This window comes from Cupriavidus sp. HE11, from assembly GCF_056097175.1.
Window position 1 is genome coordinate 109,007 of sequence record NZ_CP184465.1, and the last position, 23,272, is coordinate 132,278.

Annotated in this window: 23 protein-coding genes; 11 read left to right on the forward strand and 12 right to left on the reverse strand. The window is 65.6% G+C overall.

What is annotated here, in order from left to right:
* Window position 1: 1 nt before the first annotated feature.
* On the reverse strand, window positions 2-766 hold the full coding sequence (locus ACOABP_RS17945; RefSeq protein WP_474229213.1) for an SDR family oxidoreductase: 765 nt from the start codon (window positions 764-766) through the stop codon (window positions 2-4).
* 214 nt (window positions 767-980) lie between these two features.
* A complete protein-coding gene (locus tag ACOABP_RS17950; protein WP_474229214.1) occupies window positions 981-1,883 on the reverse strand; it encodes an arylamine N-acetyltransferase family protein in 903 nt (300 codons plus the stop codon).
* A gap of 216 nt (window positions 1,884-2,099) precedes the next feature.
* Here ACOABP_RS17950 and ACOABP_RS17955 point away from each other — a divergent pair, with 216 nt between their 5' ends.
* The gene (locus ACOABP_RS17955; protein WP_474229215.1) at window positions 2,100-2,597 is read left to right on the forward strand and encodes an Mpo1 family 2-hydroxy fatty acid dioxygenase; all 498 of its coding nucleotides are present in this window, start codon (window positions 2,100-2,102) and stop codon (window positions 2,595-2,597) included.
* 273 nt (window positions 2,598-2,870) lie between these two features.
* Window positions 2,871-3,332 carry an HU family DNA-binding protein gene (locus tag ACOABP_RS17960; protein ID WP_066740433.1) on the forward strand — a complete coding sequence of 154 codons (462 nt, stop codon included), beginning with the start codon at window positions 2,871-2,873 and terminating at the stop codon, window positions 3,330-3,332.
* 127 nt (window positions 3,333-3,459) lie between these two features.
* On the opposite strand, the gene ACOABP_RS17965 is transcribed toward ACOABP_RS17960, so the two are convergent.
* Both ACOABP_RS17965 and ACOABP_RS17970 read right to left on the reverse strand, forming a co-directional pair.
* Window positions 3,460-4,452: an isopenicillin N synthase family dioxygenase gene (locus ACOABP_RS17965; RefSeq protein WP_474229217.1), complete on the reverse strand. Its 993-nt coding sequence runs from the start codon at window positions 4,450-4,452 to the stop codon at window positions 3,460-3,462.
* Between the two features lie 320 nt (window positions 4,453-4,772).
* Window positions 4,773-5,855, reverse strand: a complete 1,083-nt coding sequence (locus tag ACOABP_RS17970; protein ID WP_474229218.1) for a zinc-binding dehydrogenase — start codon at window positions 5,853-5,855, stop codon at window positions 4,773-4,775.
* A gap of 99 nt (window positions 5,856-5,954) precedes the next feature.
* On the opposite strand from ACOABP_RS17970, the gene ACOABP_RS17975 reads away from it, so the two are divergent.
* On the forward strand, window positions 5,955-6,881 hold the full coding sequence (locus ACOABP_RS17975; RefSeq protein WP_474229219.1) for a LysR family transcriptional regulator: 927 nt from the start codon (window positions 5,955-5,957) through the stop codon (window positions 6,879-6,881).
* 33 nt (window positions 6,882-6,914) lie between these two features.
* Here the strand turns inward: ACOABP_RS17975 and ACOABP_RS17980 are convergent, their stop codons facing one another.
* Window positions 6,915-7,715, reverse strand: coding sequence for an enoyl-CoA hydratase (locus ACOABP_RS17980; protein ID WP_474229221.1), 801 nt, complete (start codon window positions 7,713-7,715; stop codon window positions 6,915-6,917).
* 178 nt (window positions 7,716-7,893) lie between these two features.
* Window positions 7,894-8,808: a 5-dehydro-4-deoxyglucarate dehydratase gene (kdgD, locus tag ACOABP_RS17985; RefSeq protein ID WP_474229222.1), complete on the reverse strand. Its 915-nt coding sequence runs from the start codon at window positions 8,806-8,808 to the stop codon at window positions 7,894-7,896.
* Window positions 8,809-9,265: 457 nt separating this feature from the next.
* Between kdgD and ACOABP_RS17990 the strand changes: the two genes are divergently transcribed.
* Complete coding sequence (locus ACOABP_RS17990; protein WP_474229224.1) at window positions 9,266-10,633, forward strand: MFS transporter; 1,368 nt, start codon at window positions 9,266-9,268, stop codon at window positions 10,631-10,633.
* A 16-nt stretch (window positions 10,634-10,649) separates the two neighbouring features.
* Window positions 10,650-12,239 (forward strand): galactarate dehydratase, encoded by a 1,590-nt coding sequence (gene garD, locus ACOABP_RS17995; RefSeq protein WP_474229226.1) that lies wholly within the window; start codon window positions 10,650-10,652, stop codon window positions 12,237-12,239.
* A 138-nt stretch (window positions 12,240-12,377) separates the two neighbouring features.
* On the opposite strand, the gene ACOABP_RS18000 is transcribed toward garD, so the two are convergent.
* The 3 genes from ACOABP_RS18000 to ACOABP_RS18010 all read right to left on the reverse strand — a co-directional run bounded on the left by ACOABP_RS18000 (window position 12,378) and on the right by ACOABP_RS18010 (window position 13,620).
* Window positions 12,378-12,743, reverse strand: coding sequence for a hypothetical protein (locus ACOABP_RS18000; protein ID WP_474229227.1), 366 nt, complete (start codon window positions 12,741-12,743; stop codon window positions 12,378-12,380).
* 151 nt (window positions 12,744-12,894) lie between these two features.
* Window positions 12,895-13,134 (reverse strand): DUF2789 domain-containing protein, encoded by a 240-nt coding sequence (locus tag ACOABP_RS18005; protein ID WP_066740421.1) that lies wholly within the window; start codon window positions 13,132-13,134, stop codon window positions 12,895-12,897.
* A gap of 117 nt (window positions 13,135-13,251) precedes the next feature.
* Window positions 13,252-13,620 (reverse strand): 5-carboxymethyl-2-hydroxymuconate Delta-isomerase, encoded by a 369-nt coding sequence (locus ACOABP_RS18010; protein ID WP_474229229.1) that lies wholly within the window; start codon window positions 13,618-13,620, stop codon window positions 13,252-13,254.
* A 92-nt stretch (window positions 13,621-13,712) separates the two neighbouring features.
* Between ACOABP_RS18010 and ACOABP_RS18015 the strand changes: the two genes are divergently transcribed.
* A complete protein-coding gene (locus ACOABP_RS18015) occupies window positions 13,713-14,207 on the forward strand; it encodes an MgtC/SapB family protein (protein WP_474229231.1) in 495 nt (164 codons plus the stop codon).
* A gap of 47 nt (window positions 14,208-14,254) precedes the next feature.
* On the opposite strand, the gene ACOABP_RS18020 is transcribed toward ACOABP_RS18015, so the two are convergent.
* Both ACOABP_RS18020 and ACOABP_RS18025 read right to left on the reverse strand, forming a co-directional pair.
* Window positions 14,255-15,094, reverse strand: coding sequence for an IclR family transcriptional regulator (locus ACOABP_RS18020; protein ID WP_474229232.1), 840 nt, complete (start codon window positions 15,092-15,094; stop codon window positions 14,255-14,257).
* A gap of 8 nt (window positions 15,095-15,102) precedes the next feature.
* Window positions 15,103-16,704, reverse strand: a complete 1,602-nt coding sequence (locus ACOABP_RS18025; protein ID WP_474229234.1) for a class I adenylate-forming enzyme family protein — start codon at window positions 16,702-16,704, stop codon at window positions 15,103-15,105.
* Window positions 16,705-17,013: 309 nt separating this feature from the next.
* Here ACOABP_RS18025 and ACOABP_RS18030 point away from each other — a divergent pair, with 309 nt between their 5' ends.
* The 4 genes from ACOABP_RS18030 (at window position 17,014) to ACOABP_RS18045 (ending at window position 21,711) form a co-directional block, all read left to right on the forward strand.
* On the forward strand, window positions 17,014-17,313 hold the full coding sequence (locus ACOABP_RS18030; RefSeq protein ID WP_474229235.1) for a DUF3649 domain-containing protein: 300 nt from the start codon (window positions 17,014-17,016) through the stop codon (window positions 17,311-17,313).
* On the forward strand, window positions 17,313-18,959 hold the full coding sequence (locus ACOABP_RS18035) for a PepSY-associated TM helix domain-containing protein (RefSeq protein WP_474229236.1): 1,647 nt from the start codon (window positions 17,313-17,315) through the stop codon (window positions 18,957-18,959). Before ACOABP_RS18030 ends, ACOABP_RS18035 begins: the two co-directional genes overlap by 1 nt.
* Complete coding sequence (locus ACOABP_RS18040; RefSeq protein ID WP_474229237.1) at window positions 18,956-19,351, forward strand: DUF3325 domain-containing protein; 396 nt, start codon at window positions 18,956-18,958, stop codon at window positions 19,349-19,351. Before ACOABP_RS18035 ends, ACOABP_RS18040 begins: the two co-directional genes overlap by 4 nt.
* A 260-nt stretch (window positions 19,352-19,611) precedes the next feature.
* On the forward strand, window positions 19,612-21,711 hold the full coding sequence (locus tag ACOABP_RS18045; RefSeq protein WP_474229238.1) for a TonB-dependent receptor: 2,100 nt from the start codon (window positions 19,612-19,614) through the stop codon (window positions 21,709-21,711).
* Here ACOABP_RS18045 and ACOABP_RS18050 read toward each other — a convergent pair.
* Complete coding sequence (locus ACOABP_RS18050) at window positions 21,708-22,586, reverse strand: AraC family transcriptional regulator (protein WP_474229239.1); 879 nt, start codon at window positions 22,584-22,586, stop codon at window positions 21,708-21,710. The two genes, ACOABP_RS18045 and ACOABP_RS18050, sit on opposite strands and share 4 nt — an antisense overlap.
* Window positions 22,587-22,719: 133 nt before the next feature.
* Here ACOABP_RS18050 and ACOABP_RS18055 point away from each other — a divergent pair, with 133 nt between their 5' ends.
* The gene (locus ACOABP_RS18055) at window positions 22,720-23,265 is read left to right on the forward strand and encodes a carboxymuconolactone decarboxylase family protein (RefSeq protein WP_474229241.1); all 546 of its coding nucleotides are present in this window, start codon (window positions 22,720-22,722) and stop codon (window positions 23,263-23,265) included.
* Window positions 23,266-23,272: the final 7 nt, after the last annotated feature.

The window sequence follows — 23,272 nt, forward strand, 5'->3', positions numbered from 1 at the left end:
ATCAGATCGTGACGCCCCCGTCCACCACCATGGCCTGGCCCGTCATGAACGTGCTGGCCGCCGACGCCAGGAAACACGCCGCACCGGCGATTTCCACCGGCTCGCCGATGCGGCGCAGCGGCGCGTTCTCGGTGGACTGCTTGTAGCGTACCGGATCGTCCCACAGCGCCTTGGCGAAATCGGTCTTGATCAGGCCCGGGGCGATGCAGTTCACGCGTACATTGTGCGGCCCGAACTCCACGGCCAGGTTGCGCGCCAGCTGGAAATCGGCCGCCTTCGACACGTTGTAGACGCCGATGGTGGGCGATCCGCGCAGGCCGCCAATCGACGACACGATGATGATCGAACCCTCCTTGCGCTCGATCATCTGCGGCGCCACCATCTGGATCAGCCAGTGGTTCGAGATCACGTTGTTGTCCAGCACCTTGCGGAACTGGTCGTCCGACACACCGCTCATCGGCCCGTAGTAGGGGTTCGAGGCAGCGTTGCAGACCAGGATATCCACCTTGCCGAAGGTGCGGTTGGTTTCGTCGACCAGGTTCTGCAAGGCTTCCTTCGACGAGATATTGGCCGCCACGGCCAGCGCGGTGCCGGCGCCGTGTTGCGCATTGATGGCATCGGCCACTTCCTGGCAGGCCTCGGTCTTGCGCGACGAGATGACGACCTTGGCGCCCTGGATGGCCATTTGCTCGGCAATGGCCCGGCCAATGCCGCGCGAGGACCCGGTGATGATGGCAACCTTGCCCGACAGATCGAACAATGACATGGTGTCTCCTGATATGGATAGGCAGCGGTCGTGGCCGCCGCCTGAATCGTGAATTGGCCGGGACATTATGGGCAGGCGTCCCCCCTCAGTCCACAGCCCGACCAGCACGGCAGGGCAGATATCAGCAAACTTTCTGCGGGCAATTCACGCGATGCATGAACCGTGCCGCAGCGCGGAACCCTCCGGGTCCCGGGCGGACCGGCGTGCGCACACGCTAGCGTGCCGCCAGCACGGCCGGCAACCGTGCGGCCAGCGCCGCGCGCAGGTCGTCATCGATACGGATGCCGAAGCGGTTGGCCAGCACGTCGATGGCGTCGCCAGCCGTCGCCAGTTCGGTCTTGCGCACCGTGCCGTCGGGCATGCGCTCGGTCAGGCTGCCGTTGCCAAGCGACAGTCGCGTGCCGTCGGCGTCCGTACGGGCGGCGATCAGCATTTGCGTGAAGTGGCTGTCGGGATGTGTCGACACGTACCAGTTGCGCGCCACGTAGTCGATCTGCGGCTGCGGCGTCAGGTCGAAGCGGTACAGCACGCGCCAGTCATCTGCATCGTCAGCATTCCTGCTGGCCCCGGCATCCGGATTGCGGACGGCCAGGTCATAGGCATGGAAGCTCGTGCCCGCTGCTGCGGCCGGGGAGGGCAGCAGCCGGTAGGGCGATGCGGCATCTGCCGGCAGTGACAGCGCCAGCGCGCGATCCGGCGTAGGGCCACCAAAGCCGACGTCCGCCACATGGCTTTCGTGCGCCACTTCCACGCGCAGCAGCATGTGCGACAGCCCGGTGGGACGCTCGTCGGGCACGTTCCAGCGCACGCGGGCGGCCAGTGGCGTCACCGCGAATCCCAATGCCTTGAGGCCCGCGCAGAACAGCGTGTTCAGTTCGAAACAGTAGCCGCCGCGCTCTTGGACGACGAGCTTGTCGAATACCGCTGGCAGATCGATCTGCACGCGCCGGCCTACCAGTGGTGTCAGGTTCTCGAACGGGATATGCCGCAGGTGGGCGGCAATCAGGGTGTTCAGCGTGTCCAGCGTGGGCGGCGGGGCGGTGTCGATGCCGATCCGTCCGAGCCAGGCATCGCGCTGGTCGATCGCAAGGGCGGGAATCTCGTCTACGGGGCGCATATCGAGGGGGGCTTCAGGAATTAGTAGGGCGGCTCGAATGGCGGGTAGTCCCTCTTCCGGAGCACGCAGCGCGTCACTAATATAAATCCACATCAAAACCCGGCGCGCAACGTGGTCTGACGGGCGTGGGCGCCGACCGCTGCCGGCGCGCCACCACGGTGTGATCCAGAGCGACCAGAAGCGCCTGAAAACCAGCCAGAAAAGAGGAGACGCCCCGTGAAAACCCTGATCGATCATCTGTCCAGCTACGCAGCCTACCACCGCGACAGCCGTAACGTGGGCACCCATTTCGTCGGGATTCCGATGATCGTGCTGGCGGTGACCGCGCTGCTGGGCCGGCCCGTCATGCCGCTCGGCGACGGCGCGCTATTCGTGACGCCGGCCATCGTCGTCTACGTGCTGGCGTGTCTGTTCTACCTGCGGCTGTCGTTCGGTTTTGGCGTGGCGATGTCCGCGATCCTTGCGGTTTTCGTGTGGGTGGGTGCGTGGATTGCCGCGCTTTCCACCATGGCGTGGCTGGCGACGGGCATTGGCCTGTTCGTGGCGGGCTGGGTCATCCAGTTCGTCGGTCACTACTTCGAGGGACGCAAGCCGGCTTTCGTCGACGACCTTGTCGGGCTGCTGGTGGGGCCGCTGTTCCTGGTGGCCGAAACCGCTTTTGCGCTGGGCCTGGCGCGCGAAACGCGCGAAGCCATGGCCGCGCACGCGCACTGATTCGCGGAAACTTTTCTGCATTCGCGGCGTCTGTCACACGCGAAAGTGGGGGGACGTAGTGCTCCGCAGCGTGTTTGCTGACGCAAACCAGCGACAAAACCCGGGGTTTTCACTTGGTTTGACCTGTCGCATGTGAGAAAACCCCTTTACTTCTGGTTGTTTCCGCTATGATTCAGTGCGTGCCGGCCAGCACGATTCGCACGCGATGCCAAGCGCTACGCTGCGGTGGATGCAAGGGGCCGGGACATCAATCTTCAACTCTCGTATATCGACATGGCGACCAAAGCGAAACCGACCGCGAAGACTGCAACCAAGCCTGCTGCCAAGAAGGCCGCAGCAACCAAGGCACCCGTGAAGGCTGCCGCAAAGAAGGCCGCCGCTCCGGCCAAGAAGGCTGCTCCCGCTGCTGCTCCGGCCGTGAAGCCGCTGAAGGACACCTTCAACAAGTCGAGCCTGGTCGCTCACCTGGTGGCACAAACCCAGCTCGAAGCCAAGGCCGTGAAGACGGTGCTGGCTCACCTCGAAAACACCATCGTTAGCGCGCTGAACAAGAAGGGCGCTGGCGAATTCACGCTGCCGGGCCTGCTGAAGGTGACCGCACAGCAAGTGCCGGCCAAGAAGAAGCGCTTCGGCAAGGACCCGTTCACGGGTGAAGAGCGTTGGTTCCCGGCCAAGCCGGCCAGCGTCAAGGTCAAGGTCCGTCCGCTGAAGAAGCTGAAGGACGCTGCGGCCTGATAGCCGATCCCTTTGGTAGTCGCCAGCCCGATGCCTGCCCAGTGCAGGTGCCGGGCGGCTTAAGACCCCGTGTCTCGCAAGAGCACGGGGTTTTTTGATTTTTGGGCGCCTGTCTGGCGCCCGAAAATCAATACGCCTTGAAGTTCGCCGCCACGCGCTGACGCAGGAAATCCCCCGCCGTGATGGCCGGATGCTGCTTTGCCGGCCCCTCGATCATGGCATTGCGGTTGGCCTGGCAGAAGAACGCCAGGCTGTAGCGCGGCCCCATGTACTCGCCCGGCAGCGGGTTGCGTACGCGGTGGAAGTTCGACGGCAGGCGGTCATCGCTCCAGCGCATCAGCATGTCGCCGATGTTGCAGGTGATGACGTCCTCGTCCGGCGGAATCGGTGTCCATGCCTGGGCTTCCATCTCCTTGCCCGGGCATACCTGCAGGCCGCCCTGACCCTGGCGCTGGAACAGCAGCGTCAGGCAGTCGAAATCGGTATGCGCGCCGGCACGCCAGAGATCGAGCTTGTCCTGCGCCTCGGGGGGAATCGCGTAGTAGTGCAGCAGGCGCAGCGTGCTCTGGTAGTCGGGGGCAGCGGGGTCGTGCGCGCGCTCGAAGAAGTCCGCGTCGAATCCAAGCTTGTCGGCGAAGCAGGACAACACCTTCATGCCGACATCCCAGCATTGACGTTCGAATGCAAGCATCGTGGCCTTGAAGCCGGGCAGTTCGGCGTCGGTGGGCCAGAGCGTTGCCATATGCGGGCGCGTGATCTGGTACGACTCCTTCTGGTCGGGCGTGCCGGTGGATGGGCGCACCTGCGCGCGTGTTTCCCAGCCCGCGTTGTTCGCTTTCTCCAGCGGATACTGGCCCTTGACCGTGTCAGGCAGCGCGAAGAACTGTTCGGTCATGGCAAACGCTTCGCGCACGGCTGCCAGGTCGATGCCGTGGTTTTCCAGCTGGAAGAAGCCAATTTCGACGCCAGCCTGCCAGAGTTGGTCGGCAATCTCGGATTTGCGTTGGTCAAAATCCGACAGGTCGATGCGGCGGATCTCGCGCGCATCGGTCTCGGTGCCATGGGCGCCCATGCGCGACTCGCGCGCCAGTTCGTGCAGGGAGAGGGTGGTTTCGGTCATGTCGTTCCGGGTTCAGGAAAAGTTGAACGGGTCCGGCCGACCGGGAACGCTGGATGCCTGGGAAAACAGGAAATCTCTGGCTCTCGAGTTCCGCGGCGGCGCGGACATCAAGAGCAATTTCCTGCCGCCTGCCTGCGCCGATGGGTCGGTCAGGGAACAGGCGGTTGAACGCTTCTACTCTTCGACCACAACCATCGCAGGTTTCGGGCCAACGAAAATTGGACGAATTATGGGTATTTTTCACCGTCACGGCGCATGCCGGGGTCGGTTGTGGTGCGTGCGGGCAGGTGCCGGGGCGGGGATGGTGCAAGACGTCAATGTCAAACACCGCCGCCAGGGAAAGACACCACCGTCGCATCGAGTCCGGCCTGCGCACCGGCGGCGTCGATGGCGGACTCGATGGCATCGAACGGAAAACCCCTCACGTGGATGGCATCGAGCGGAAGCTGTCCGGCACGCGCCATTGCCACCAGCGCCCGATAGTCGGCCGACGTGTACATGAAATGGCCGATCATCTCCCAGCTGTTGCGTAGCATCTCGCCGTAGGGCAGCGGTAGCGGCACGCTCATGCTGCCCATCAGCACCATGCGGCCGCGCCGTTTCAGGCTGTGCAGCGCCGCGAGCGTGCTGTCTGGCGTGGTGGCTTGCCCCACCATGTCGAACGCCAGGTCGGCGGCGCCCGAGGCCGCCTGCCGGATGGCCGCCCGGTCGGTGGCAGTGTCGCCGGTCAGTATCACCGGATGTACCCTGTCGCCGCCGATGCGTACCAATGCGTCGAGCGGACCGGCACGACGCCCCAGCGCAACCACGGCCGAAGCACCCATTGCCAGCGCCATCAACACGGCCGCCGAGCCGAATGCACCGGATGCCCCATTGACCACGACCGTCTCACCCGCCACCAGCCGGCCACGGCGCAGGCCGCCGAACGGGATGGCAAACCGCGATAGCGTGGCCAACCGGTCCGAGGCAAGGTGGTCCAGTCCGTCAAGCGCAATGAGGGTCGAAGACGGAAACTCGGCGATCTCGCGCAACGTGCCGTGCGGGAAATCACTCAGCAGCGGACCGCTGTCTGCACTGATGCCGGTCAGGCCGATCAGGATTTCGGCCGGTGCGTCGACGCTTTCCGCGCTCGTCAGGTACGGATTCACCGCCACCCTCTGTCCGACCCGGAATTGATGTACGCCCGTTCCGGTCTCGATGATCGTGCCGATACCGTTGGTGCCGGGCGTGAACGGGCCGGACGGGTACATGTACGGCAGCGCGCCGGTCAGATAGTCGCGGGTGTAGCTGAGCAGCGGTACGGCTTCCATGCGCACGAGAACGGCACCGGGCCGGACGTCGGGTACGTCGATCTCGCGCAGGGCAAGCGGTTGGCCGGGTTGGTCGAGGATCCAGGCTTTCATGACGGGTCTCCGGAAAAGGGGGCATGGCTACGGGGCCTTGCTACTTTAGGTGGCGCGGACCTATCTTTGAAATCAATGCCAACTATTCGAGGTATAAGCATGGTCGATTTCGAAGGGGTGGACCTGAACCTGCTGGTCACCCTGGATGCCTTGCTGGCGGAGCGCAATGTCACGCATACGGCGGAACGGCTCGGGCTCACGCAGCCAGCGGTGTCGGCCCAGCTGGCGCGGCTGCGCCGGCTGTTCGGCGACCCATTGCTGATGCCGGCCGGCACCGGGCGCGGCATGATCGCCAGCGCCCGGGCCCTGGCGCTGGTGGACCCGCTGCACGCGGCGCTCAAGGACCTGGAATCGGTCGTGCGCCGCCGGCCCGAGTTCGATCCAATGGTCGATACGCGCCGCTTCGTCATCGCGGCCAGCGATAACGCGACGTCCACGCTGGGCATGGCTTTGCTGGAGCGGCTGCCCGGGATTGCAGGGGATGGCGTGCGCGTGGCTTTCGTGCATGCACGGCAGCCGGAAATCGCCGGGCAGCTGGAGTCGGGCGACGTCGACATGCTGATTGGCTCGGAGCGTATGGTCCCGCCCACCATGCGGGCCCGCAAGCTGGTAGACGAAACGTTTGTGATGGCACAGCGAAAGGCACATCCCAGGGGACGGCGCCGGCTCACGCTGGATGCCTACTGCAAACTGCGTCACGTGCTGGTGTCCACGAGCGGCGGCAGCTTCTTTGGCTTCGTCGACGAGCAGCTTCAGTTGCAGGGACGGTCACGCGAGGTCGTCGCATCGGTCCAGACCTTCACGGTGGTGCCCGATCTCCTTTGCCACAGCGATCATGTGTGCACGATGCCGGCACGGCTGGTGGCCCGCTGCGCGACGCTGCTTGATGCGTTCGCGTTGCCGTTCGATCTGCCCGGGTTCACGCTCAGTGCGGCATGGCACCCGCGCAATCACGCGGATCCCGCGATTTCATGGCTGCGCGGCGTGCTTGGCGAAGTGGCGGGCGTGGCAGGGGTGCCAGGGTAGGGGGGGCAGCGGGGGGGCCGTGGCCTCCGGCCATCACTGCTTCCAGTGCGGTTCGCGCTTCTGCAGGAATGCGTCGATGCCTTCGCCGGCATCCTCTTCCATCATGTTGCGGGCCATGACGTCGCCTGCGTACGCGTAGGCGTCGGCCAGCGGCATCGGCTGCTGCCTGTAGAACATGGCCTTGCCATAGCGGATGGCGGTCGGGCTTTTCGACCGGATCTGCGTCACCTTGCGCGCGATGGCGGCATCGAGATCGTCCCCGGCCACGGCTTCGTTGATAAGCCCCCAGTTGGCTGCCGTTTCGGCGTCGATGAAGCGGCCCGTCACCAGCAGGTCAAAAGCCCGTTTCGTCGACACGTTGCGCGACAGCGCCACCGACGGCGTGGAGCAGAACAGTCCGACATTGATGCCGGACACGGCAAATTGCGCCCGCGTGGACGCTATCGCCAGGTCGCAACTTGCCACCAGCTGGCAACCGGCGGCGGTGGCGATGCCATGGACGCGTGCAATGACCGGTACCGGCAACGCCTGGATGGCCTGCATCACCACGCTGCACTGGGCGAACAGGGTTTGGTAGTAGGAAAGGTCTGGCTGGCCGCGCATTTCCCGCAGATCGTGGCCGGCGCAGAACGCCTTGCCCTCGGCGGCCAGGATCACGCAACGCACGCTGTCATCGACGGCAATGCCCTGCAGCGCATCGTGCAACGCGGCGAGCATGGCTTCGGAAAGGGCGTTGAACTGCTGCGGACGGTTCAGCCGCAGCGTCACCACGCCATCGCTGCTGTCGTGCAGCACCAGCGGCTCGGTTGCCTTGTCGTCTGACTGCGTTGCCATGTCGGGCCTCCGTCATCGGTCGATGGGGCAATGATCGCGCGTTTCGGCGGACGTGGGTGTGGAATCAGGGTGAATACGGATGCGGGGGGGCATCCCTGCTGCTTGCAAGGCGGGGGATCGGGCAAAAAAAGAGCCGACTTGTGTCGGCTCTCAACGCTTCAACTCAATACGGTACGACTTACTGCGGACCCAGCTTCTTGATCAGGGCGTCCAGCTGTGCCACTTCTTCTTCGGTCAGGTCTGTCAGCGGCGCGCGCACCGGGCCTGCGTCGTGGCCAACCAGCTTGGCGCCGGCCTTCACGATCGACACGGCGTAGCCATGCTTGCGGTTGCGGATGTCCAGGTACGGCAGGAAGAAGTCGTCGATCAGGCGGCCGATGGTGGCGTGGTCGTCGGCGGCCACGGCACGGTAGAAGTCCATCGCGGTCTTCGGGATGAAGTTGAACACGGCCGACGAGTACACGGGCACGCCCAGCGCCTTGTAGGCAGCGGCGTAGACTTCGGCGGTGGGCAGGCCACCCAGGTAGGCCAGGCGGTCGCCCAGCTTGCGGCGCACGCGTACCATGGCCTCGATGTCACCCACGCCGTCCTTGAAGCCGATCAGGTTCGGGCACTTGTCCACGACCTTTGCCAGCAGGTCGGCACCGATGCGCGAATTGGCACGGTTGTAGACGATCACGCCGCACTTGGTGGCCTTGCAAACCTCTTCGATGTGGTTGGCAATACCGTCTTCGCTGGCTTCGGTCAGGTAGTGCGGCATCAGCAGGATACCGTGGGCGCCCAGGCGCTCGGCTTCCTTGGCGTACTCGATCGCCACGCGGGTCGGGCCACCGGCGCCGGCCAGGATGGGCACCTTGCCACGGCAGGTTTCCACCGCGGTGCGGATCACGTTCGAGTAGTCCTGTTGCGTCAGCGAGAAGAACTCACCGGTGCCGCCCGCGGCGAACAGGGCCGAGGCACCGTACGGCGCCAGCCATTCCAGGCGCTCGATATAGGTGTCGGCGCGGAAGTTGCCCTGTGCGTCGAAATCGGTAACGGGGAACGAGAGCAGGCCTTCCGAGATAATCTGCTTCAGTTCTTGCGGTGTAGTCATGTCGCTCTTCCTGATCGCCACATGGCGAATGGTGGTTTAGGTGTGGATCAAGGGCCGGTTGGTACCTTGGTCCATCGTTGTGAATGCTGCGAGATAAGTCATCGTACAACTAACAACTTGACCATGCAAGCGGTATGGGTGAAACCAAGGGAAAACCCCGGTGCAAAGGGCAGGGAAACGGACGGTGGAGGGGCTGCCGGGGCGGTTTTCCGGCGCGCTTGTGGCGGAGTGGCGGGCAGGGCATGATTCCCCGCAAAGCCGCAAGCCAATTGAAAGCCAGCCATATCGGGTGACATCGGCCGATGCACTGCGACGCAGCTAAATGCACCAGGTCAGGGTAAACGCGCACTGCGGTGGAAGGAACCCCGTCTCTATAATTCTGGTCGTACGACGACATATCACAAGCCGGTCCAGACGCATTCCCGCATCCAGATCCACCGGCTGTGAGGAGACCCAGATGAACGCAACACCCACTTCCAGCGCGGCCGCCGAATCCGGTGCCCGCCGCACCAACGTCCGCTACTGGATCCTTGCCCTGATCTTTATCGTGACCACGATCAATTACGCCGATCGTGCCACGCTGTCCATCACCGGCCCCGCCATGCGCGAGGAGTTCGGGTTCTCGGCCGTGCAGATGGGCTATATCTTCTCGGCCTTCAGCTGGGCCTACGTGATGGCGCAGATTCCGGGCGGCTGGCTGCTCGACCGTTTCGGCGCGCGCCGCATCTATGCCTTCAGTATTTTCCTGTGGTCGTTCTTCACGCTGCTGCAAGGCTGGATTGGCGTCTTTGCCACGATCGGCCAGGCCATCACCGTGCTGTTCGCGCTGCGCTTTGCCGTGGGCCTGGCGGAATCGCCGGCCTTCCCGGCCAATGCCAAGGTGGTGGCGAGCTGGTTCCCGACCGCCGAGCGCGGCACCGCGTCGGCCATCTTCAACGCGGCGCAGTACTTTGCCGCCGTGGTGTTCACGCCGCTGATGGCGTGGATCGTCCATAGCTGGGGCTGGCACCACGTGTACCTGTGGATGGGCATCATGGGCATGCTGCTGGCACTGGTCTGGCTCAAGGTCATGCGCAGCCCGGCCACCCACACCGGCGTGAACCAGGCCGAGCTGGACCATATCTCGCAGGGCGGTGGCCTGATCCACATGGGCGAAGGCGAGGAAGCCAGGAAGGATGGCAAGGCGGCCAATCCGGCCGGCTGGTTCTACGCCAGGCAGCTGCTGACCAACCGCATGCTGGCCGGCGTCTACCTGGGCCAGTACTGCATCAACGTGCTGACGTACTTCTTCCTGACGTGGTTCCCGGTGTACCTGGTGCAGGCGCGCGGCATGTCGATCCTGAAGGCCGGTTTCGTGGCCTCGCTGCCGGCCATCTGCGGTTTCCTGGGCGGCGTGCTGGGCGGTGTGATTTCCGACACGCTGCTGCGCCGCGGCCATTCGCTGACGCTGGCCCGCAAGGTGCCGATCGTCGCGGGCATGCTGCTGTCGGTATCGATGATTGCCTGTAACTACGTCGATGCCGAATGGCTGGTCGTCGGCATCATGGCGCTGGCGTTCTTCGGCAAGGGCATCGGCGCCCTGGGCTGGGCCGTGGTGGCCGATACGGCGCCCAAGGAAGTGATTGGCCTGGCCGGCAGCATTTTCAACACGTTTGGCAATATCGCGGGCATCGTGACGCCGATCGTGATCGGCTATATCCTGAGCGCCACGGGCTCGTTCAACGGCGCGCTGGTCTTCGTGGGCATCAACGCCCTGGTGACCGTGCTGAGCTACCTGGTGATCGTCAAGGACATTCGCCGCGTCGAACTGAAGCACCCCCAATAAAGAAGGAATCCCCACCATGTCGGACCTGTCGGTACAGAACGCCCAGGCAGCGGAGCAACGTCCGCCGCTGTACATCCGCATCCACGCCAATGACAACGTGGCGATCGTCGCCAATGATGGCGGCCTGCCCGCCGGCGCGGTGTTTCCGTGCGGCCTGACCCTGGTGGAACGCGTGCCACAGGGCCACAAGGTGGCACTGGTCGACCTGAAGAAGGGCGACGCGGTGACGCGCTACAACGTGACCATTGGTTATGCGCTGCAGGATCTGCCGCGCGGCAGCTGGGTCAACGAGCGCGTGATCGAGATGCCCGTGGCCCCGGGCCTGACCGACCTGCCGATCGGCACGCGCCTGCCCGAGCCGCTGCCGCCGCTGGAAGGCTACACGTTCGAAGGTTTCCGTAATCCGGACGGCTCGGTGGGCACCCGCAACATCCTGGCGATCACCCAGACCGTGCAGTGCGTGGCGGGCGTGGTCGACCACGCGGTCAAGCGCATCAAGTCCGAACTGCTGCCGAAGTATCCGAACGTCGATGACGTGATCGGGCTGGAACACACCTATGGCTGCGGCGTGGCAATTGATGCGCCCGACGCCGTGGTGCCGATCCGCACGTTGCGCAATATCGCGTTGAACCCGAATTTTGGCGGAACGGCCATGATGGTGAGCCTGGGCTGCGAGAAGCTGCAACCCGAGCGCCTGATGCCGCCGGGCACGATCCCGATCCAGACCGGTGCCGGCGAGGTGCAGGTGGGCGTGGTCTGCCTGCAGGACGACAAGCACGTGGGCTTCGGCTCGATGATCGATTCGATCGTGCAGATGGCGATTCCGCACCTGGAGGCGCTCAATGCCCGCAAGCGCGAGACGGTGCCTGTCTCCGAGCTGGTGGTTGGCGTGCAGTGCGGCGGCAGCGATGCGTTCTCGGGCGTCACCGCCAACCCGGCCGTCGGCTTTGCCACGGACCTGCTGGTGCGTGCCGGCGCCACGGTGATGTTCTCGGAAGTGACCGAAGTCCGCGACGGCATCGACCAGCTGACCTCGCGCGCCGCCACGCCGGAAGTGGCCGAGGCGATGATCCGCGAGATGGACTGGTACGACAAATACCTGGACCGTGGCCGCGTGGACCGCAGCGCCAACACCACGCCGGGCAACAAGAAGGGCGGCCTGTCGAATATCGTCGAAAAGGCCATGGGTTCGATCGTGAAATCGGGCAGCGCGCCGATCTCTGGCGTGGTGTCGCCCGGCGACAAGGTCAAGACCAAGGGCCTGATCTACGCCGCCACGCCGGCCAGCGACTTTATCTGCGGCACGCTGCAGCTGGCCGCCGGCATGAACCTGCACGTGTTCACCACGGGCCGGGGCACGCCTTATGGCCTGGCCGAAGTGCCGGTGATCAAGGTGGCTACGCGCAGCGACCTGGCGCGCCGCTGGCACGACTTGATGGACGTCAATGCCGGCCGCATCGCCACGGGCGAAGCCACCATCGAGGATGTGGGTTGGGAGCTGTTCCGCCTGATGATCGACGTTGCCAGCGGCCGCAAGAAGACCTGGGCCGAGCACCACGGCCTGCACAACTCGCTGGCGCTGTTCAACCCGGCCCCGGTGACCTGAGCGGTCGAGGCGGGTGGCCTGGGTAGTAGCTGTAGTAGCAGCTTGCTGCTGCCGAGGGAAGTTACTAATAAGGCTCTTTCCTGCGCGCTTCCGGTCACCAAGGGCTGCCCTGCCTGGCAGTAGCGGATCGATGGTCCGCTACTGCATGCATTTTTCCTGATAGACCTTCTGCAGCTGCCGCCGGGTGCGGTCGCGCTGGACCGTCGAGACCTCGTTGCCCTGGCTGTTTTCAACCGGCGCGGTCGACGGCCGGTAGGTGCGGTTCGGGGTTTCGCCGATCTGCAGGGCCAGCTGGTCGCATTGTTCCTCGAGTGTCGGGGGTTGCGACGGGGTGGGCTGGAAGCGGATCGAGCCCTGGCGTACCGCGTCGGAAATCGCGTCGTTGATGGCGGCGTCGCCTGGCGACGCCTGCGGCGTCTGCGCATGCCCGTGGAATGCGGGCGTCAGGCCGGCGAACAGCACGGCGAGCAATGCGAGTTGGCTTGCTTGACGGCGCAGCAGCATGGATATCTCCGTGGCGTACTGGCACGCCCGCCGCAAGGCGGCGGGTGGCAGGTCGCAATCACCTGGATGGTGGATGAGCCCATGGTAGCGCCGATCCCGCGCTCCCGTCCATCGGACCAAGGCTCTACGTGCCGCTCGCGCGCGGCACGGCTCAGGCGGGCGCGCGCAGCGCCAGGTTGAGCTGGTCGACGGCCTCGGCCCAGTCGGCATCCTCGACGATCTCGTCGCGCAGCAGCGTGGCCTGTGCCGGCGTCCAGAAGGGTGCGTCCCAGAGATCGACATTTTCCGGAAGCGGCGAATGCTTGCCGATAAAGGCCCGGATGCTGGCCTCGTCGGACGGCAGGCCAAGCTGTGCGAAGAGGTCGGAAAACTGGTGGAAGGGGGTGTCCATGGCGATGTCTCTCGGTGACCGGCGGCCGGCGTGGCCTGCCAGAGGTTTCAGCTTAGGTCAGGATCGGCGTGCGTGACATCGGCCATCCCCACGTCAACCGGCAATCGCGCCGGATATTCAGCCCCCGATAATCTGTTTCGAGAACGTCGCCCGTTCCATTTCCACGACGTTCACCGTGACCTGCACGGTCTGCCCCGGCGCGCCCGGACGCACCATTTCCGAAATCGCATTTACCACCAGTTCGCCCAGCTGCTTGCGCACGGCCTGGTCGCGGCCGTCCAGGATCTGCAGCGTGGCATGCACGAAGGCGCGATCGGCCGGTTCCGTGCCCTGGCGGAACGTCGACAGCGTGACGCAGCGCGACTTGATATCGGGCTCCTGGAACTGGCCGCTCGACAGCAACGCGGCATTCGCTTCGTCCAGCAATTCCTCGGGAGAGCAGGTCAGGCGCGTGTTTTCGGTGATTTCAACAATCAGATGGGGCATGGAAACGGTTCCGTGGGACGAGGGCAGGTGAACTCGCATCGTACGGCAATCCCGGCTGTCATGTCGACGCGTCACGCGCTAAGCTAGCCGACATGGACCAATTCTCCCTGGAACTCTTCTGGCGCCTGTTGGGCGGGCTTGCCGCGGGCGCCATCATCGGCCTGGACCGCAACCTGCACGGCAAGGCGGCCGGCATGCGCACGCTGGGGCTGGTGGCGTTGGGCGCCGCCACGGCCGTCTGCGTGGTGACACTCAACGGGCACCCGGCCGATGCCATGTCGCGCGTGCTGCAGGGTCTGCTGACCGGGGTGGGTTTCCTGGGCGTAGGCGTGATTGCCCGGCACGGCGTACATGACCGGCCGCAGGGGTTGACCACGGCGGCGGGCATCTGGCTGGCGGCCATCCTGGGCGCGGCATCGGGTGCCGGCTATTACGCGATCGTGGTGATGGCGCTCACGCTGGGCATGCTGTTGCTGCGGCTCGGCGGCAGGCTGGAGAACAGCCTGCACGCACGCTTCGACGGCAGGCTGACCAGGAAGCTGCCGCCGGAACAGCATGATGACGACGGCGGCCCGCCGTCACGCTGAACGCGCGGCGGCAATGCCGTCGTTCTGGCCTTTCAGGTATTCAGGCCTCAGGCGGCCACGCCCAGCGCCGCCTCGATGCCCCGGATGTGCTGCTGCAGCAGCGGCCGGACCTTTTCCAGCAGGTGGGCGGGCGGCACCAGGGCGTTGGGGCCGCTGCAGCTCAGCGTCATCGGCGGCAGCGACGAGCCCGGACGGAACGCCAGCGCAATCGAGTTGATATCGGGCAGCCATTCTCCGAACGATGTCGTGCAGCCCAGCCGGCGCTGTTCGTTGCGGCAGGTCGACAGGATGCCTTCGGCCTGCGTGGCACTGACCTTGTCGTCGGCGCGGAATGCGGTCAGTGCCTGGCGCTGTTCGGCGGGCGACAGGGCCAGCAGATACGCGCGGCCCGCCGCGGTGGTCAGGCCCGAAACCCGGCTGCCCACCGGCACCCGCAGCGTCAGATAGCTCTCGGACTGGCAGTTTTCGTAGATCAGCATGCGGCCGCGGTCGCGCACGATCAGCGACGCCACGCCCTGCGACAATTCGGCCAGCTCGCGCATGAATGGCTTGGCCACCGACAGCACGTCGGCGCCTTCCTGCCCGGCAGGCGCCAGTGCCAGCGCCGAGCTGCCCAGGCGATAGCGCACGGGGTCGGTCAGTGCCTGCAGGTAGCCGAGTTCGGTCAGCGTGTGGGTCAACCGCGAAATGGTCGACTTCGGCAGGCCGCAACGCTGCGCCAGTTCGGCATTGCCGAGTTCGGCGTCGAACGAGCGGAAGCAGGCCAGCACGTCGAGCCCACGCGCCAGCGCGGTGACGAAATGGCGGTCTTCCTTGCGGTTGTCCTTTCGTGCCGGCGCCGTGCCGGTGTCCGGGGCGTCCACGAGGTCGGTCAGGGTATCTTCCATGAGGCTGCTCACACGTTGCCGGCCGCCAGCTGCTCGCGCAGGCGGGCCTTGAGGATCTTGCCCGACGGTGCGGCAGGCAGCTGCGACACCGTGCGGATTTCGGCGGGAATCTTGTAGGGCGACAGCTGCTCGCGCAGGAAGGCCCGCAGTGCGGCTTCGTCCAGCGTCATGCCGCCGCGGACTTCCACAAACGCGATCACTTCCTCGTTGCCTTCCACCGCGCGCCCAACCACGGCCGACTGCAGCACGGCCGGGAAGGCATTGAGCGACTGCTCCACTTCCTCCGGGTACACGTTGAAGCCCGAATGGATGATGATTTCCTTTGACCGGCCGACGATCGACACGGCGCCGTCGGCATCGATGCGCGCCAGGTCGCCGGTATGCAGCCAGCCATCGGTGTCGATGGTCTGCGCGGTCAGGTCGGGGCGCCGGTAGTAGCCCTTCATCACGTTGGGCCCGCGCACCAGCAGTTCGCCACTGCCATCGGGCAGCGGATTGCCCAGGCGGATTTCCACGTCGGGCACGGCCGGACCCACCGAGCAGTCGCTGCGCGGCTGTTCCACGCGCGTCTGGCAGACCGTTGGCGACGTCTCGGTCATGCCATAGCCATTGTTCAGCACGATACCGAACGCGTCCTCGAACGCCGCTTTCAGCGATGCGGTCAGCGGTGCGCCGCCCGACTGCGCCATGCGCAGCGACGGCGTGCGCAACGACTGGTTGTTCGCGCGGCCCCATTCGATGATCTTGGCGTACATGGCCGGCACGCCGTGCAGCACCGTCAGCTGATCGTCGATCAGCGTGCGCACGAGCTTGTCGGGGCGGAAACGCGGTTCGTAGAACACCGTGGCGCCGTTGGACACCGGGCCCACCAGCAGCACCGACAGGCCGTACACGTGCGAGATCGGCAGCACGCCGTAGATGCGGTCGCCCGGCTTCACGCGCGACTGCATGCGGTTGGAATGGCCGATGAACATCAGGTTGGCGTGCGTCAGCATCACCGCCTTCGATGCGCCCGTGGTGCCCGTCGTGTAGATCATCGCCGCCACCTGCTGGCGCGGGTCGGCTTCCACGGGTTCGGGCGCCACACTTTCGTCGATGGCGCTGACCAGCAGCTTGCCCACGTGGGTCCAGTCGGCCCACTGCGCGCCGCGCGCCAGGCCATGCTCGCGCGCTTCGGGGAAATCGTTGTCCAGATACAGCGTCACGCGCGCACCGGCGTGCTCGACGATGTTGGCGATCTCGCGCTGCGACAGCCGCGCGTTGACCGGCACCGACCAGGCATCGATGGCGCTCAGCGCCAGCAGCAGCACCGCGCAGCCCACGCTGTTTTCGGTCACCAGCACCACGCGGTCGCCGCCGCGCACCCCCAATCCAGACAGCGCCGTCGCTGTTTCGCGAACGGCCATGTCAAGTTCTGCGTAGCGCAGGGCCCGGTGCGCATCCATGATCGCGATCCGGTCTGGCTCGCTGGCTACCCAGGGCGCCATGGTCTGGTGCAGTCGGGCGAATGCGGGTTCGAACGGGGTGGGGGAATCGGGCGTGTTTGCGCCGGACGGCGCCAAGGCGGGTGCGGCCCCAGAACGGGTGGCCGGTGCAGCGGTACTGCGCATGATGTCTCCGGGTAAGGCTCCGGCGTTGACCTCTTGGATCGCCGGTATTCGATGTGAGTCATCGTCCCATCGTTTTCCGACGAGTGTCAACCGCACGGTGGAACGATGGTTCTGCAGTGCGGAATTCAACGGGAAATCTCTGTGCGAATATCGGCCCGGCGGCCTGCGCTCGCGCTCCCGGATTTGTCGCGTTTGCGACATGTCTGCCAATGTCTTGTGCCAGAAACATGGCTTGTCGTACGTCTTTAAAGACAATGAAGATGAGAACGCTTATCATGTGCGTTACATTTTTTCCGGCATAGTACAAACATGAAGCAGGGCGTTCCGATTGGCTATCGCATGGCGATTGCCTCGCGGGCAGTTGCCGCCATCCTGGGCGGCTACGCCGTTGCCGCATTGGCCACGGGATGCCTGGCGCTGGTGCTTGCGCACTGGGCCGGCATGGCGCGGATCGAGGCGGTCATCACGTCGACGCTGCTGTCCTTCCTGTGGTTTGCGCTGGCGGTGATCTGGGTATTTGCCGCCGATACGGCCTGGCGCGCATGGATCGGCCTGGCCGTGCCCGCTGCCGTGCTGGCCCTTGGCTGGCTCGCGCTGCGGAGCGCGTGATGGCCGAACTCAAGAAGGGCCAGGGCCTGCGACAGTCCATGGCGTGGCTGCATACGTGGTCGGGCCTGCTGGTGTGCTGGGTGCTGTTCCTGGTGTTCTGCGGCGGCACCGCCAGCTATTTCAAGGACGAGATCACCATCTGGATGAAGCCGGAGTTCCACGCTTCGCTGAACCAGAAAGTGCCCCCTGCCGATGCCGCCCAGCGCGCCGTCGCCTATCTGCAGCGCGAGGCGCCCGGCGCCGAGCGCTGGTTCATCACGCTGCCGGACGATCGCAATCCCACCATCTCGATGTTCTGGCTGCGTCCGGCCAAGCCCGAGGACGCCGGCAAGCCGAATCGCGCACGGTTGGAAAACCGCACGCTCGACGCGGCATCCGGCGAACCGATTCCCGGCGCACGCCAGACGCGCGGCGGCGAATTCCTGTACCGGCTCCACTTCGACCTGCACTACATGCCTGCGATCTGGGCGCGCTGGATCATCGGCTTCTGCTCGATGTTCATGCTGGTGGCGATCATCAGCGGCGTCATCACGCACCGGCGCATCTTTGCGGACTTCTTCACGTTCCGCGCCCGCAAGGGACAGCGCTCGTGGCTGGACGCGCACAACGCCGTGGCCGTGCTGGCGCTGCCGTTCCACCTGATGATCACCTACACGGGGCTGGTGACGCTGCTGTTCATGTACATGCCGTGGGGCATCCAGGCCGTGTACAAGGGCAACGAGCAGGCGTTCAATGCCGAACTGGCGGCCCGCGCGCCGCGCGTGAAGCCGACCACCGAGACCGCGCCGCTGGCGCCGATCGGGCCGATGCTGGCGCAGGCGTCGGCGCACTGGCATGGCGCCGCACCGCACCGCCTGACCGTGGAGGCGCCCAACAAGGCCAATGCCACCGTTGCCGTGGCACGCGAGGAGGGCCGCCAGTTCCGCACGACCACGCCCACGGTGGTCTTCGAGGGTGCCACCGGTGAGTTGAAAGAAACGCGGGGCGATGAGGTGGCGCCGGCCAGCACCACGCGCTGGACGATGCTGGGCCTGCATGTGGCGCACTTCGCGCCGCCACTGCTGCGCGCGCTGTTCTTCGCGTCCGGCCTTGCCGGCTGCCTGATGGTGGCGACCGGCGCATTGCTGTGGGCGGTCAAGACGCGGCAGAGCCATGCCAAACGCATTGCCGCGACGGGGCGCACGCCATTTGGCCTGCGGCTGGTCGAGGCGCTCAACCTGGGCGTGATTGCGGGCCTGCCGATCGCGTTCGGCGCGTATTTCTGGGCCAACCGTTTGCTGCCGGTCGATCTGGCGCAACGTCAGGCCACCGAGATCCAGGCATTCTTCGGCGCCTGGGCCGTGGCCGCGCTGCTGGCGCAATGGCGCCCCACGCGAGCCATGTGGCGCGTGCAGTTGTGGGTGGCCGCGACGCTCTTCGCCGGGCTGCCCGTGCTGAACGCGCTGACCACCTCCACCCATCTTGGCGTGACGCTGTTCCATGGGCCTGTCGTGGTGGCGGGTTTTGACCTGACCGTGCTGGTGCTCGGCATCGGCCTGGGTGCGGCGGCCAGGATGCTTGGCAAGCGTGGCGCCGCGCCGCGCAAGGCGGCCGCACCGCGTGCGGTGGCCGGCGTGGGCGAGATGTCGCGGGAGGTCTCGCAATGACTATCCCGATGAACGCGGCGGCGATGATGCCGGCGGGGCCGGCCTGCGTGGCGGGCCTGGGATTCGCGATTGGCGGATTCATGTGGCTCGCGCAGGCCATGGATCGCCACCACGCCGACATGTTCGGGCGCGGCAGCGTACCGGCGCCGGCCGTGGTCGCGCGGCTGCGCTGGCAGGGCTCGATCGCCCTGGTGCTGGCCCTGGCCGCCTGCGTACTGGCCGAAGGCTGGGCCTTTGGCGTCGTCTACTGGGCCGGCTTGCTGACCCTTGGCGCGCTGGCCGTGGTTGGCGCGTTTTCCTGGGCCCCGCATGCCACGCCGCGGCTGGCGCGGATGTCCATCGCCGTGGGCATGGCGGCGACCATGGCTTCGCCCTGGCTCATGCCGTCGTAGGGCGCCAACGTGCCACAACCCGCACCAACGAGCATCGCCGGCAGAGCGATGCCGTCATTCACGGACACGGGTCACGCCTGTCCGCCGCGTCGGAAACGCGGTGCAGGAGTCATCGATTTATTTTAGGGAGTGTCATCTTGTCTTTTGCCGTACCTTGCGCCGTTGCACAGACCGCACGCGCCGCCCGTTCTTCCCGTTCTTCCCGTTCGTCCCGTTCTGTACGACTCAGTTTCCTGGCCGCGTCGCTGGCTGCCGCCGGGGTGCTGCCATCCCTGGCCTTTGCGCAGGAAGCCGCACCGGCCGCCGCGCAGCAGACGCTGCCCACGGTGACGGTCAAGGGCGAGGCTTCGCCGGACCAGCTGCCTGCGCCGTATGCGGGCGGCCAGGTGGCACGCGGTGGCCGCATCGGCATTCTGGGCAACCAGGATTTCATGGACGTGCCGTTCAGCGTCACGTCGTACACGGCCGAGCAGATCCAGAACCAGCAGGCACACACGGTGGGCCAGGTGCTGGCCGACGATCCGGCTGTTCGCGTCGGTTCGGGCTTCGGCAACTTTTCCGAAACCTTCGTGGTGCGTGGATTCACGCTAAGCTCGGATGACCTCGGTTACAACGGCCTTTACGGCATTGCGCCCCGCCAGCTGGCGTCGACCGAAGGGCTCGAACGCGTGGAAGTGTTCCGCGGCGCCAACGCTTTCCTGACCGGCGTATCGGCCGCAGGCACCGCCGTGGGCGGCTCGATCAACCTGGTGCCCAAGTACGCCACGGCCGCGCCGATCACGCAGGGCACGCTGGACTACACCAGCGACGGCCAGGCCGGCGGCCATATCGACGTGGGCCGTCGCTTCGGCGACAAGAAGGAATTCGGCGTGCGCGTGAACGCCATGGCGCGCGGTGGCGATACGGCCATCGACAACGAAAGCCGCCAGCAGCGCCTGTTCACGCTGGGCCTGGACTACCAGGGCGACAACCTGCGCGTGAACGCCGATTTCGGCTACCAGAAGCAACGCATCTACCAGGGCCGCAGCACGGTCACCCTGACCGGCACGGCGCTGCCGCCGGTGCCGTCCGCCAGCACGAATTTCGCGCAGCCGTGGACCAATTCTTCGCTGGAAGACATCTACGGCACGATCCGCGCCGAGTACGACATCACGAAAGACTGGACGGCCTATGCCGCTTTCGGTGGCCATCACACCAACGAGTTCGGCAGCTATAGCGGGGCGAGCGTCGGCAACAACGGCGTTGGCACGGCAACGCGCCTGACCGTGCCGTTCGAGCAGGATACGTTCTCGGGCGAAGTCGGCGTACGCGGCCGGTTCGTGACCGGGCCAGTCAAGCACACGGTCAACCTGAGCTGGTCGGGGCTGGAGCAGAAGAGGGCCACGGCTTTCGAATTCTCGGGCTCGTTTGCGACCAATCTCTATAACGCGCCGATCGTTGCCTATCCCTCGGCACCGGCCACGGGCAATATGTCCGATCCGTACGTGACGCAGCGGACCAACCTCAATGGCGTGTCGGTGTCCGATACGCTGGGCTTCCTGAACGATCGCGTGCTGCTGACCGCCGGCGTGCGCCAGCAGGTGATCAACGTGCGCGGGTACGCCACGGCATCGGGTGCCCAGACGTCGACCTATAGCGATTCGGCCACTTCGCCGATGTTCGGCCTGGTGGTCAAGCCGCTGCAGAACGTGTCGGTCTACTACAACTTCATCGAAGGCCTGGCCCAGGGCCCGACTGCGGGCAACACCGCGGTCAACCGTGGCGAGGTCTTCGCGCCGGTCAAGTCGAAGCAGCACGAGGCCGGCGTGAAGTACGACGCGGGATCGTTTGGCACGACGCTGGCGTTCTTCCAGATCGAGCAGCCGCAGGGCACCACCATGCAGGGCAACGTGTTTGGCCTGCAGGACCTGCGCAACCGTGGCGTGGAGTTCAGCGTGTTTGGCGAACCGGTGCGCGGCGTGCGCCTGCTGGGCGGCGTGTCGTATATCGACTCGCAGTACCTGAACACCGGCAACCCGCAGACCGAAGGCAAAAAGGGCATTGGCATTCCGAACTACACGATGACGCTGAGCGGCGAGTACGACCTGCCGTTCCTGGCAGGTGCCACCGTGTCGGGCCGCTTCATCCAGACCGGCCGCCAGTACGCGAACAACACCAACACGATTGCGCTGCCGTCGTGGAACCGCTTCGACCTGGGGGCGCGCTATACCTTCAAGGCGTCGCAGATGCGTTACACGCTGCGCGCCGCCGTCGAGAACGTGGCGAACAAGGATTACTGGGCTGGCGTGTCGACGTCGGCCAGCACGCTGTATATCGGCAATCCGCGTACGTTCAAGGTATCGATGACGGTCGACTATTAATTCGCTGTTGCCGTCTTCTCCGCGCGCAACCAGTCGCGCGGAGACTGGCCAACCCTGGACAGGAACACCCGCGACAGGGCCGACGGATTGGCATAGCCCAGTTCGCCGGCCAGCAGCTTGAGCTGTGCGCCGTCGCGCAGCCGCGCCTGGGCCAGGCTGATGCGCCAGTCCGTCAGGTAGTCGGCCGGGGGCTGGCCGACAATATCGCGGAACGCCGCCGCGAAGGCGCTGCGCGACATGCCCGCGCAAGCCGCCATCCTTTCCAGATTCCAGTTGTCTCCCGGTGCGTCGTGCAGGGCTACCAGCACCCGCGCCAGCCGCGGATCGGACAGCCCAGTGATGAGCCCGGGCTGGACCCCGACCTGCCGGGGATGATCGAGCATCCAGCGCAACAGCTGGATCACTACCACTTCGAATAGCCGATCCGCCAGCAAGCGCTGACCGCATCGCACGCGCTCGGTTTCGGCAAACAGCAGTGCAAGTGCCGGCGCCAGCCCCGGCACGTCCGCCAGTGGGAGCACGATCAACGGCGGCAGGGCGCGCGCCAGCGGATTCCTGGCACCACCGGCGAATTCCAGCGTGGCACAGGAAAACTGCGATCCTTCCGCCGGCGGATTGTGGAAGGTGTGGATCGCGGGACGCGGATAGAACAGCAGCGATGGCTCGTTGATCTCCAGCCGGCGCGGCAGGCCCCTGGCCTGATGCGTGACCGTCATGCTGCCTTCGCGCATCACGTGCAGGAAGCCGCGATGCGGCTCGTCAAAACGCGAAACGCCGCATAGCGGTCCGGTATGGAACAGGTGCGCCTGGATGCGGAACCGTTCAAGCAGCGCGGACAGGCGATCGACGGTGAGCGGGGTGAGGGCAGTGGTCAAGGCGGGATGAATTGGTACGTTTGCGGGACGGATGGTATCCCATCGTACGCCCTGCACGACCATAGTGGAACCCATGGACGGCGACGTCCTGATTTCGATCACTTTCTCGATCGTTTCGACAGGAGATTCCATCATGACCGCACGCATTTCCGTACCCGAACCCCAGGCCGCTCCGACTGACAGCCAGGCCGCACTGGCCCAGATCCAGTCCGCTTTTGGTGGTGTTCCCCAGATGTTCCGCGCCGTGTCGAATTCGCCGGCTGCACTGCAGTCGATGTGGGCCACGTTTGGCGCGCTCGGCGCGGGCGTCATTCCGGCAAAGCTTGGCGAGCAGATCGCCGTGGCCGTGGCCGACCGCAATCGCTGCGACTATTGCCTGGCCGCGCATACAGCGCTGGGCCGCAAGGCTGGCGCGTCGGCTGCCGAGATGGCGGCTGCGCAGTCAGGGCACGCCGAAGATCCCAAAACGGCGGCGGCGCTGGCGTTTGCGCTGAAGCTGGTGGAGGCGCGCGGCCAGGTGTCCGGTGCCGACGTGGCAGGCCTGCGCGAAGTGGGCTTCAACGACGGAGAAATCGTTGAGATCGTGGCCCATGTGGCACTGAACCTGTTCACCAACTACATCAACGTGGCATTTGCCGTGCCTGTTGATTTTCCGGCGGTGAAGCTCACCGCGCGCTGATGTAGCG

Excerpts from the sequence above, each read along its gene's own strand:
- ACOABP_RS17945 (WP_474229213.1), bottom strand. The coding sequence starts at position 766 with ATGTCATTGTTCGATCTGTCGGGCAAGGTTGCCATCATCACCGGGTCC.
- ACOABP_RS17950 (WP_474229214.1), bottom strand. The coding sequence starts at position 1,883 with ATGCGCCCCGTAGACGAGATTCCCGCCCTTGCGATCGACCAGCGCGAT.
- ACOABP_RS17960 (WP_066740433.1), top strand. The coding sequence starts at position 2,871 with ATGGCGACCAAAGCGAAACCGACCGCGAAGACTGCAACCAAGCCTGCT.
- ACOABP_RS17965 (WP_474229217.1), bottom strand. The coding sequence starts at position 4,452 with ATGACCGAAACCACCCTCTCCCTGCACGAACTGGCGCGCGAGTCGCGC.
- ACOABP_RS17970 (WP_474229218.1), bottom strand. The coding sequence starts at position 5,855 with ATGAAAGCCTGGATCCTCGACCAACCCGGCCAACCGCTTGCCCTGCGC.
- ACOABP_RS17975 (WP_474229219.1), top strand. The coding sequence starts at position 5,955 with ATGGTCGATTTCGAAGGGGTGGACCTGAACCTGCTGGTCACCCTGGAT.
- ACOABP_RS17980 (WP_474229221.1), bottom strand. The coding sequence starts at position 7,715 with ATGGCAACGCAGTCAGACGACAAGGCAACCGAGCCGCTGGTGCTGCAC.
- kdgD (WP_474229222.1), bottom strand. The coding sequence starts at position 8,808 with ATGACTACACCGCAAGAACTGAAGCAGATTATCTCGGAAGGCCTGCTC.
- ACOABP_RS17990 (WP_474229224.1), top strand. The coding sequence starts at position 9,266 with ATGAACGCAACACCCACTTCCAGCGCGGCCGCCGAATCCGGTGCCCGC.
- garD (WP_474229226.1), top strand. The coding sequence starts at position 10,650 with ATGTCGGACCTGTCGGTACAGAACGCCCAGGCAGCGGAGCAACGTCCG.
- ACOABP_RS18000 (WP_474229227.1), bottom strand. The coding sequence starts at position 12,743 with ATGCTGCTGCGCCGTCAAGCAAGCCAACTCGCATTGCTCGCCGTGCTG.
- ACOABP_RS18005 (WP_066740421.1), bottom strand. The coding sequence starts at position 13,134 with ATGGACACCCCCTTCCACCAGTTTTCCGACCTCTTCGCACAGCTTGGC.
- ACOABP_RS18010 (WP_474229229.1), bottom strand. The coding sequence starts at position 13,620 with ATGCCCCATCTGATTGTTGAAATCACCGAAAACACGCGCCTGACCTGC.
- ACOABP_RS18015 (WP_474229231.1), top strand. The coding sequence starts at position 13,713 with ATGGACCAATTCTCCCTGGAACTCTTCTGGCGCCTGTTGGGCGGGCTT.
- ACOABP_RS18020 (WP_474229232.1), bottom strand. The coding sequence starts at position 15,094 with ATGGAAGATACCCTGACCGACCTCGTGGACGCCCCGGACACCGGCACG.
- ACOABP_RS18025 (WP_474229234.1), bottom strand. The coding sequence starts at position 16,704 with ATGCGCAGTACCGCTGCACCGGCCACCCGTTCTGGGGCCGCACCCGCC.
- ACOABP_RS18030 (WP_474229235.1), top strand. The coding sequence starts at position 17,014 with ATGAAGCAGGGCGTTCCGATTGGCTATCGCATGGCGATTGCCTCGCGG.
- ACOABP_RS18035 (WP_474229236.1), top strand. The coding sequence starts at position 17,313 with ATGGCCGAACTCAAGAAGGGCCAGGGCCTGCGACAGTCCATGGCGTGG.
- ACOABP_RS18040 (WP_474229237.1), top strand. The coding sequence starts at position 18,956 with ATGACTATCCCGATGAACGCGGCGGCGATGATGCCGGCGGGGCCGGCC.
- ACOABP_RS18055 (WP_474229241.1), top strand. The coding sequence starts at position 22,720 with ATGACCGCACGCATTTCCGTACCCGAACCCCAGGCCGCTCCGACTGAC.